Source organism: Lacisediminimonas sp., assembly GCF_030645335.1.
Lineage (GTDB): Bacteria > Pseudomonadota > Gammaproteobacteria > Burkholderiales > Burkholderiaceae_D > Lacisediminimonas.
Genome location: NZ_JAUSNH010000225.1, coordinates 1 through 9,506 on the forward strand (window position 1 = coordinate 1; position 9,506 = coordinate 9,506).

A 9,506-nucleotide genomic window follows, 5' to 3' on the forward strand; every position below is an offset into this window, starting at 1 on the left:
CTACAAGGCGCGCGTCGACGCCATCGATCCGCAATACGACAGCGCCGGCCGCTCGGCTTTGCTGCGCGGGCGCATCGCCAATCCGGAAGGCCGGTTAAGGCCAGGCATGTTTGCCCGCGTGCGGCTGATCCTGGCGCAGCGGGACGAGGCGCTGGTCGTGCCCGAGGAGGCAATTGTGCCGATGGGCCAGAAGGTGACAGTCTGGAAAGTGGTCGATGGCAAAGCGATCCGCACCGAGGTCAGGATCGGGCTGCGGCGCGAAGCCAAGGCGGAAATCATCGAGGGCCTGCAAAAAGGCGATGTGGTTGTCACAGCCGGGCAGATCCGGCTCTCGCGCGACGGCATGGCGGTCAAGGTCGGCAGTGGCGGCGCAGGCAAGCCAGCCGGGCAGGGCGCTGCCAAGGCCGATGGTCCGGCCATGGCAGCACGTCAATAAGCGAGTCCACGCATGATCATTTCCGATATCTGCATACGGCGTCCGGTCCTGGCGACCGTGATGTCGCTCATCATCGTCTTGCTGGGCCTGGTTTCGTACAAGCAGTTGTCGGTACGCGAATACCCGAAGATCGATGAACCGGTGGTCACGGTAGACACCAAATATCCCGGCGCCAGTTCGGATATTGTCGAAACGCAGATTACCAAGATCCTGGAAGATTCAATCGCCGGCATTGACGGTATTGACGTGCTGACGTCGATCTCGCGCGACGAGCAGAGCCAGATCACGGTGCGTTTCCGGCTCGAAAAAGATCCCGATTCCGGCGCCAACGATGTGCGTGACCGGGTCTCGCGGGTGCGGGCAAAATTGCCCGACACGATCGACGAGCCGGTCATTGCCAAGGTCGAAGCCGATGCCAACCCCGTCATCTGGCTGTCATTCTCCAGCGACACCCGCAATGCGCTTGACCTGACCGACATTGCCAATCGCGTGGTCAAGCCGCGACTGCAACTGCTGCCCGGCGCAGCCGATGTGCGCGTCAATGGCGAGCGCAGGTATGCAATGCGCCTGTGGCTCAGCCGCGACAAGCTGGCAGCCTACCGGCTGACCACGGCCGATGTGGAAGACGCGCTGCGCAAACAGAACATCGAAGTGCCGGCCGGTCGCATTGAATCGCGCCAGCGCGAATTTTCTGTCGTGTCGCAGACCGACCTGACCCAGGTCTCGCAGTTCGAGGACATCATTGTCCGCACCGTCAATAATTTCCCGGTCCGGATCAAGGACGTCGCCAAAGTTGAGCTGGCACCGGCGGCAGAGCGCTCTGCGGTGCGCTTCAATGGCCGCAATGCGGTATCGCTGGGCATCATCCGGCAGGCAACCTCGAACCCGCTGGAACTGTCGAAATACGTCCGCGCCGAACTGCCGCGCCTGAACGACGAGCTCAGGCCGCAAGGCGTGCAAGTCAACATTTCGGTCGACTACACCGAATTCATCGACCGCTCGATCCGCTCGGTCTACACCACCATCGCCGAGGCGATCTTCCTGGTGGCACTGGTGATCTTCGTGTTCCTGCGCTCGATGCGCGCTGCCATCATTCCGCTGGTGACCATTCCGGTCTCCCTGATCGGCTCGTTTGCGCTGATGTCGATGGCCGGATTCTCGATCAATACCCTGACCTTGCTGTCGCTGGTGCTGGCGATCGGCCTGGTGGTGGATGACGCGATTGTCGTCCTGGAAAATATTTACCGCCATATCGAAGAGGGCATGGAGCCGGTCGCGGCTGCCTTCAAGGGCGCCAAGGAGATCGGCTTTGCCGTGGTCGCCATGACGCTGACATTGGCGGCAGTCTATGCGCCGGTGGCATTCACCCCCGGTCGCACCGGTCGCTTGCTGATCGAGTTTGCGCTGACGTTAGCCGGTGCTGTGATTGTTTCCGGTTTTGTCGCGCTGACCTTGTCGCCGATGATGTGCTCGATCATGCTGCGGCACCAGGAAAAGCATGGTGTGGTGTACCGGACGATTGAAAACGGACTGGTTGCGCTGACCAATGGCTACCGGCGCGGGGTCCGCGCCACGCTGGGCGCGCGCTGGGCGGTGGTGCTGGTGTACCTGCTGGTCATCGCCCTGCTGGCGTGGCTGGCGACTGGCATGAAAAAGGAGCTGTCGCCGATCGAGGATCGCGGCACGATCTTCACCTCGCTGTCCGGGCCGGATGGCGCATCCCTGGCCTACACCGAAAAGTATGCGCGCCAGGTGGAAGGCATCGTCGCCGGCGTCAAGGAGATCGACCGCGTATTCATCGTGGCCGGCAATCCGACGGTCGAGCGCGGCATTGCCATCATCCGCACCGTCGACTGGGACGACCGCGACCGCAAGATGGTCGATATTCTGAAAGAAATCCAACCCAAGATGCAGGCCATTCCAGGGCTGCTGGCCTTCCCCAACTTGCCGCCATCGCTGGGCCAGTCGATCCGCGAGCGTCCGATCGGCCTGGTGGTAATGACCAGCGACACCTACCCCAACCTGCAAAAAGTGGCGCAGCAGATCGTTGATGAAGCGCGCGAAAACCCCGGCTTCGTCAATATCGACACCGACCTGCGCCTGAACAAGCCGCAAGTCAATGTCCAGGTCGATCGCGACAAGGCAGCCGATGCCGGCGTCTCTATTGAAACGGTCGGGCGCACGCTTGAAACCATGCTGGGCGGGCGCCAGGTCACCCGTTTCAAGAAGGATGGCGACCAGTACGACGTGATCGTACAGATCGGCAACACGCAGCGCGAATCGCCCGACGACATCAGCAATATATTCGTGCGCGGCGCCAGCCGGACCGGTGCGCCGGACCAGATGATCCCGCTATCGAGCCTGCTCAAGGTGCGCGAGACGGTTGCCCCGCGCGAACTGAACCACTTTGCCCAGCGTCGCGCAGTGCTGATCTCGGCCAACCTGGCGCCCGGCTATGCGCAGGGCGAGGCGCTCGACTTCCTGGAGGGCGTGGCCCGCAAGCACATGAAGCCTGGCGACGCCATCGACTTCCAGGGGTCATCGCGCGAATACAAGCAGTCCAGCGGCAGCCTGGCGCTGACATTCGTGCTGGCGCTGGCCTTCATCTACCTGGTGCTGGCGGCGCAGTTCGAGAGCTTCGTCGATCCCTTCATCATCATGCTGACGGTACCCTTGTCGATGGCCGGGGCGCTGGCTGCGCTGCAAATGGCTGGCGGCACGCTCAACGTATTCAGCCAGATCGGGCTCATTACGCTAGTGGGGCTGATTACCAAGCACGGCATCCTGATCGTCGAATTCACCAATCAGTTGCGTGAACGCGGCATGGAAACCGCCGATGCCTTGGTCGAGGCGACGGTATTGCGCTTGCGTCCGATCCTGATGACCACCGGCGCCATGGTGCTGGGTGCGTTGCCCCTTGCGCTGGCGCATGGCGCCGGTGCAGAATCACGGCAGCAGATCGGCTGGGTCATCGTCGGCGGCATGTCGTTTGGCACCTTGCTTACCTTGTTCGTGGTGCCGACCTTCTACACCATTTTTGCGCGTCGCAAGCTGGCGCATATGGAAGAGCCGCCCGGGCAAGCGACCGTTGCCGGCGCGGTACCCGCGGTGCCGCATCAGGCGCTGTGAGCGCCGGCGCCGAACTTTCAAGAACCACGAATCAGGAATCGCCCATCAGGCAAGCATGCGACAAATCGTACTGGATACAGAAACAACCGGACTGAACCCTCGCTCGGGGGATCGCATCATTGAAATAGGCTGCGTCGAGATGGTCAACCGCCGGCTGACGGGCAACAACCTGCACTATTACGTCAACCCGGAACGCGACTCCGAAGAGGGTGCGCTGGCAGTGCATGGCCTGACCACTGAATTCCTGTCCGACAAGCCCAAGTTCGCCGCGATTGCCAGCGAGCTGCGCGACTACTTGCAGGGTGCCGAAGTCATCATCCACAACGCCCCCTTCGATATCGGATTCCTGGAGGCCGAGTTCGCGCGGTTGCAGGTTCCGACCTTCAGGGAACACGTGTGCGGCGTGATCGACACCTTGGTCGAGGCCAAGACGCTCTATCCGGGCAAACGCAATTCGCTGGATGCGCTGTGCGACCGCTACGGTGTCTCGAATGCCCATCGGACGCTGCATGGTGCGCTGCTGGACGCCGAGTTGCTGGCCGAAGTGTACCTGGCCATGACCCGCGGCCAGAATACGCTGACCATCGACTTGCACGGCGACGAACAGGGCGATGGCGCCGCTACCCAGATGCCGGTCCTGCCGCTGGGAGATATCCTGGTGGTGCGCGCCAGCGACAGCGAACGCGCCGCGCACGAAATGGTGCTCAATGCGCTGGACAAGGAAGTGCGCGGCGCTTGCGTCTGGCGGCTGCCTTCGGCCGAACGTTGATAACTGCGCCGCGCTGTGCAATAATCCGGCTTCTGCGTTCGGGAGGTTAGCTCAGGGGTAGAGCGATCGCCTCACACGCGATAGGTCGCTGGTTCGAAACCAGCACTTCCCACCATCGAATGCAAAAAAACCTGTCCATAGTCGGTCAGGTTTTTTTTTGCCTGCGCGGTTCTGCTGTTCCGGTCGGGCCGGCTGCGGGACATCAGGCCCGCACCATCACGCCAGCATCATCATGCGCGGTACGTCCAGCGCACATTATCCAGCACATCTGCGCAACTTCAAGTTGAATCATTTTGACAATCCCGAATCTGAACACAGCCGGACCATGCTCCCCCATCCGCTGATTTGTATCAGGCAGGGACAGGAACCCGGATGCGGAACTTACCGGAAAAGAAAAATGAGATTGCCAAGGAGAATGATCGATGACCAACGTGCTTGCCGATGTCCCGTTTCGTTGGAGCGAGGCCTGGCCGGGGCTGGTCCTGGCCATCGCCTGTTTCGCCGCCGCAATCGCATTGCTGGGATACGCCAGCAACCGTATCGGACCCGCCAAACGGCGCTTGCTGGCGGTGAGTGCATTATTTGCGCTGCTGGTCGGACTGTTCTTGCTGGCTGCGCCCGCCACCGGCCTGCCATCTGACACGATCCAGGCTGGATTGGCCCTGGCAGCAGTCCTGGCGGCGCTGGCCCTGTGGCCACTGGTAGGCGCGGCGCGCAGTGAACCGCAGCGTACGCTGCAGCAGTTGCAGGATGCGGTAGCGCAGCTGGAACATGAAGTGATCGAGCGCAAGCGCGCGGAGCAGGAACTACAAAAGTCGCGCGAGCTGCTGCGCCAGCTCTCCGCCTACCAGGAGCAGGTAAAGGAAGACGAGCGCAAACGCATTGCCCGCGAGATCCATGACGAACTGGGGCAAAACCTGATGGCGCTGCGCATTGACATATCGATGGTCGAAGCACGTACCGCATGCTCCCATCCGCTACTCAACCAGAAGTCCAGGCAAGTGCTACGGCATATCGACAATTCCATCAAATCCGTGCGTTCCATCATCAACAACCTGCGTCCGGCCGTGCTGGATCTCGGACTGCATGCCGCCCTCGAATGGCAGGTTGACCAGTTCGAGCGGCGCACCGGTATCAGCTGCGACTTGTTGGTGGAGGGCGACGATGCGCGCTGCGAACTGGATGACCAGCGCGCCACGGCCTTGTTCCGGGTATTGCAGGAATCGCTGACCAATGTTGCCCGGCATGCGCAGGCCAACCTGGTGACCATCATGCTGCGGCGGCAGGGCGCTTCCATATCGATGACGATCGCCGATAACGGCGTCGGCATCTACCCTGGGTGCCGGCGCAAGCCGAACTCGTTCGGCCTGCTCGGAATCGGTGAACGAATCAGTTCATTGGGTGGAAGTTTTACCGTCGACAGTGTTCCCGGGGAGGGAACGGTACTGACCGTGACAGTACCCGTGCGGTCCGGCACCCGCGCCTTGCGCGAAACGATGGCGGGATGAACGCCAGCGGGCCGGTGCCCGCCGGCAGGATTCCAGTCTTACCGTCGGACTTGTACGGCATCGGGAGTCCTGCCGCATCCGGCCCGGATTTCCCGATCTCCTGCGGGATCAGCGAAGTGGCGGCGGTGGCGGTGGCGGCGTCATTGATGAGTGGGGCGGTGCGCTATAACGTGGCGCACTCAGCATGCCGACCGATCCGGGAATCTTGTGGCCCTTGGCATACATGCATTGCTGGTAGCTGATGTCGTAGCGATGCTGCACGCCGCGGGCCGAACCCTGCCCCGCGCCGACGCCTGCCAGGCCACCCATGGCCATGCCGGCGCCAGCGCCAACAGCGGCGCCACGTCCGCCATTTGCCGCCGCGCCTGCGACCGCGCCGAGCACCGTGCCTAGCGCGGCACTGCGCACGCCACTCTCATCGCTTACCGAAGCGGTGGTCGTGCCGCCCAGGTTGGCCTGCGCGAAACCGCGGCAATCCATGTCATCTACCCGGAACTGGTCGAAGTTCTTGCCAGCCCCTGGCAACACCATCACGCTCGGGCCCGAGGGCATGGGCGTGGAACAGCCCGCCAGCAGCAAGGCCGAAGCCAGTAGCGGCATGGCAACAAGGAATCGTTTTGACGGTGGAATTTGCATGTTCATCTCGGCGGCGTGGAGGGTACCGGCCGCCATCCGGCCGGGCATTCTTTTACATAGGGATAGTAGGCTTGTGCGCCGTCGCAGTAGTACCAATAGCCGTTGGATTGCGGGCTGGCGGCGACTTGCGGCGCCTGTTCAATATAGGTGACCGGCGCCGGGTTGACGATGATGGGCGCCACCGGCGGATAGTAGTAAACAGGCGCTGGCGCGTAATAGCGCGGCGCGTACTGTCCATAGTAAAAAGAGGCTGCACCAATCGCCAGCGGCACGCCGACATACAGCCCGATGCGTGCGCCACCGCCACCATGTCCATGCTTGTGATGCGGGCGGGCAAACGACGTGGCAGGTGCCGTGGACAGGCTCGCTAGCAACAGCGAACTGATCAGCACAAGATTTCTTTTTTTCATGTTTCACACTCCAGACGCAAGACGGCATACAACCACATTGGATCAGTGTAGACGTTTTGTTAAAACAGGCGTGCAATTGTTACTGACTGATACAGAGGAAACAGTAAGCGACATGAGCGCAATGCGGCGTACGCCGCTGCCCCCGGTTCAAGCTGCCGAACGCGCGCAAGGCTCAGTCGCTTATCTCATTTTTTAGCTTGGCCAGGCCGGTGCGACCTGCCTGGATTTATAACAAACCTGTGGACAATTAATTCGAATAATCGACAGTACTGGAACGTGAATCCCGCAATTGTTACTAACAATCACCTTTTTCTGAAAGTTCGATGAATTGCCTGTTCATTATTTAATGGGGAAATCATGAGTATTTTTACAAAAGTCCGGGATGTCAGGACGGTTTCCAAGTCTGACCTGAGCACTCAGGGGAAAGAAGAAAAAAAATCAGCGCGAGCGACAGCGCCAAAAGCCAAATCCCTGGACGCAGGGAAATTGAACAGGGCGCGAAAATTCGGTCTGCATATCGGTGGTAAAAGACGATCAGATTCGGACCCGAAAGCGGCGGGCATCGTCCCGAAAAAACTTGTGCGGCCTGCTGTTGCCTATGACGACCTCGGCAGCACCGCCGAAGATACAAGCGAACTTGCAGTCGAGACCCCGCCTAAAACTGGCTCAATTAAAGCCCCTGAAAAAACCATTAATCCGCTTGAAGAAAAAATCAAGGCGTTGCCAGACAGCGGCAATCCAGGCAAGCCCCATGCAAAAGAATTCATCAATAGCGTCGTATCGATGGTTCCCGAAAGTGCGCGGGCAGCCTGCTTCGCAGAGCCAAAGTTCATCGAAGCGATTTGCCGTAGCGCGGAATCAGTAAATCAGCTTGAAATCCAGGGCAAGAAAATCCAGGGAGAAGACAGAAATAGCGCTTTCAAGTTTATCTTCGAACTCGATGCCGGAAGCCTGATTGAAAAACACTCACCCGGAGCGAACCAGGATTTCGAAGCGTCTGCAAGGTTCAAGGCCGCCTTTTCAGCAGGCGTTGCCAAAGGCTTGACGGCAGGCGATACGGCACCTGTTGACATCAACATCGGGAAGATCGAAGCGTTGATCAAGACTTTGGGTGTGGAAGACGACGCGATCTCGTCTGCCGGTGCCATCGCCGCTGGCCTGGTCGCTCATATCATCAAAAAAGATGCAGGCTATCCGGGTCGCAAGGCGCCAAAAGGCTCAAGCATCCAGCCGGACGTCCTGGTCGGAATTTGTCTTGCCGCCATAAAATATGTCGCTCAATCTCCATCCGGCGTGATTGCCCCCACCGACCAGCAAAAGAAAGCAATCATCAGGCAGGCGGAAGCAATTGGAAACGGCAAGCCCTCAGAAAAGACCTTTTTACATTTTTACCTGGCATTTTCAGACTCACTGGGCGCAGGTCGGGGCAGTTAGATTTCTGGAAGCCTCAGCGCTTGCGGCCGGCCACTGGCGCCGTTACCGGCTTGCCTTGCCAGGCCGCGTTGCGCGGTTCTGGATGGCGCCGCCAGCGCGCGGTTTCATGATGCCGTGCTTCTTCGCAATCTGATCCACCCGAGGCGTGCCGGCGTCTCGCGCGTCGGCCGGTTTGCGGACCAACTCGCCGCCGGTGCGCGGCACCAGATGCCGGTCGCTATTGCCGATCAGGTCGCCGCGTCCCATCTTGACCAGCGCTTCGCGCAGGATTTCCCAGTTCTTCGGATCGTGGTAGCGCAGGAAAGCCTTGTGCAGCCTTCGGTTACGCTCGCCCCGTACCGTTTCCACGCCTTCTGCTGAAGCCCCGGCCAGCGGCTTGAGGGGATTGCGGCGCGTGTGGTACATCGCAGTGGCCAGCGCCATTGGCGTGGGCAGGAAAGTCTGCACCTGGTCGAGCCGGAAATTGTATTTCTTCAGCCATAGGGCCAGGTTCAGCATGTCTTGATCAGTCGTGCCCGGATGGGCGGCGATGAAGTACGGGATCAGGTATTGCTCCTTGCCGGCTTCGCGCGAGAATTTTTCGAACATGCGGCGGAATTCTTCATATGCTCCCATGCCCGGCTTCATCATCTTGGCCAGCGGCCCTTCTTCGGAATGCTCCGGGGCGATTTTCAGCAGGCCGCCGACATGGTGCGTGACCAATTCCTTCACGTACTCCGGTGAGCGTACCGCCAGGTCGTAGCGCAAGCCCGAGCTGACCAGGATTTTCTTGACGCCGGGCAGGGCGCGCGCCTTGCGGTACAACTGGATCAGCTTGCCGTGATCCGTGTTCAGGTTCGAGCAGATGGAAGGGAATACGCACGAGAGCCTGCGGCAGGATTGTTCGGTTTCCTTGTCCTTGCACGCCAGTCGGTACATGTTGGCGGTTGGTCCTCCCAGGTCTGAAATGACGCCGGTAAACCCCTTGGTTTTGTCGCGAATCAGTTCGATCTCGTTCAGGATCGACTTTTCCGAGCGGCTCTGGATGATGCGGCCCTCATGCTCCGTGATCGAGCAGAAGGTGCAGCCGCCAAAGCAGCCTCGCATGATGTTGACGCTGAAGCGGATCATTTCCCAGGCCGGAATCTTGGTGGCGTGGTCATGACTGCCGTTTTCGTCGGCGTAGCGGGGGTGCGGGCTGCGGG

The 9,506-nt window shown here is 60.3% G+C and carries 8 protein-coding genes and 1 tRNA gene; 6 read left to right on the forward strand and 3 right to left on the reverse strand.

Going from position 1 to position 9,506, the window contains the following annotated elements; all coding sequences use genetic code 11:
- From Q7T64_RS15355 to Q7T64_RS15375, 5 genes are all read left to right on the forward strand, one after another.
- On the forward strand, positions 1-436 hold a 436-nt coding region (locus tag Q7T64_RS15355; RefSeq protein WP_304797492.1), incomplete at its 5' end, for an efflux RND transporter periplasmic adaptor subunit.
- Between the two features lie 12 nt (positions 437-448).
- Complete coding sequence (locus Q7T64_RS15360) at positions 449-3,565, forward strand: efflux RND transporter permease subunit (protein WP_304797494.1); 3,117 nt, start codon at positions 449-451, stop codon at positions 3,563-3,565.
- A gap of 55 nt (positions 3,566-3,620) precedes the next feature.
- Entirely contained in the window at positions 3,621-4,334 is a 714-nt protein-coding gene (gene dnaQ, locus Q7T64_RS15365; RefSeq protein WP_304797496.1) for a DNA polymerase III subunit epsilon, read from the forward strand.
- 40 nt (positions 4,335-4,374) lie between these two features.
- Positions 4,375-4,449, forward strand: a tRNA-Val gene (locus Q7T64_RS15370).
- Between the two features lie 307 nt (positions 4,450-4,756).
- Positions 4,757-5,842: a sensor histidine kinase gene (locus Q7T64_RS15375; RefSeq protein ID WP_304797498.1), complete on the forward strand. Its 1,086-nt coding sequence runs from the start codon at positions 4,757-4,759 to the stop codon at positions 5,840-5,842.
- A gap of 108 nt (positions 5,843-5,950) precedes the next feature.
- Here Q7T64_RS15375 and Q7T64_RS15380 read toward each other — a convergent pair whose 3' ends face one another.
- Positions 5,951-6,442, reverse strand: coding sequence for a hypothetical protein (locus Q7T64_RS15380; protein ID WP_304797501.1), 492 nt, complete (start codon positions 6,440-6,442; stop codon positions 5,951-5,953).
- A gap of 38 nt (positions 6,443-6,480) precedes the next feature.
- Complete coding sequence (locus tag Q7T64_RS15385; protein ID WP_304797503.1) at positions 6,481-6,888, reverse strand: hypothetical protein; 408 nt, start codon at positions 6,886-6,888, stop codon at positions 6,481-6,483.
- A 357-nt stretch (positions 6,889-7,245) separates the two neighbouring features.
- Between Q7T64_RS15385 and Q7T64_RS15390 the strand changes: the two genes are divergently transcribed.
- Positions 7,246-8,322: a hypothetical protein gene (locus Q7T64_RS15390; RefSeq protein WP_304797506.1), complete on the forward strand. Its 1,077-nt coding sequence runs from the start codon at positions 7,246-7,248 to the stop codon at positions 8,320-8,322.
- A gap of 42 nt (positions 8,323-8,364) precedes the next feature.
- Here the strand turns inward: Q7T64_RS15390 and Q7T64_RS15395 are convergent.
- The coding region (locus tag Q7T64_RS15395) for a DUF3362 domain-containing protein (protein ID WP_304797509.1) at positions 8,365-9,506 on the reverse strand (1,142 nt) is incomplete at its 5' end.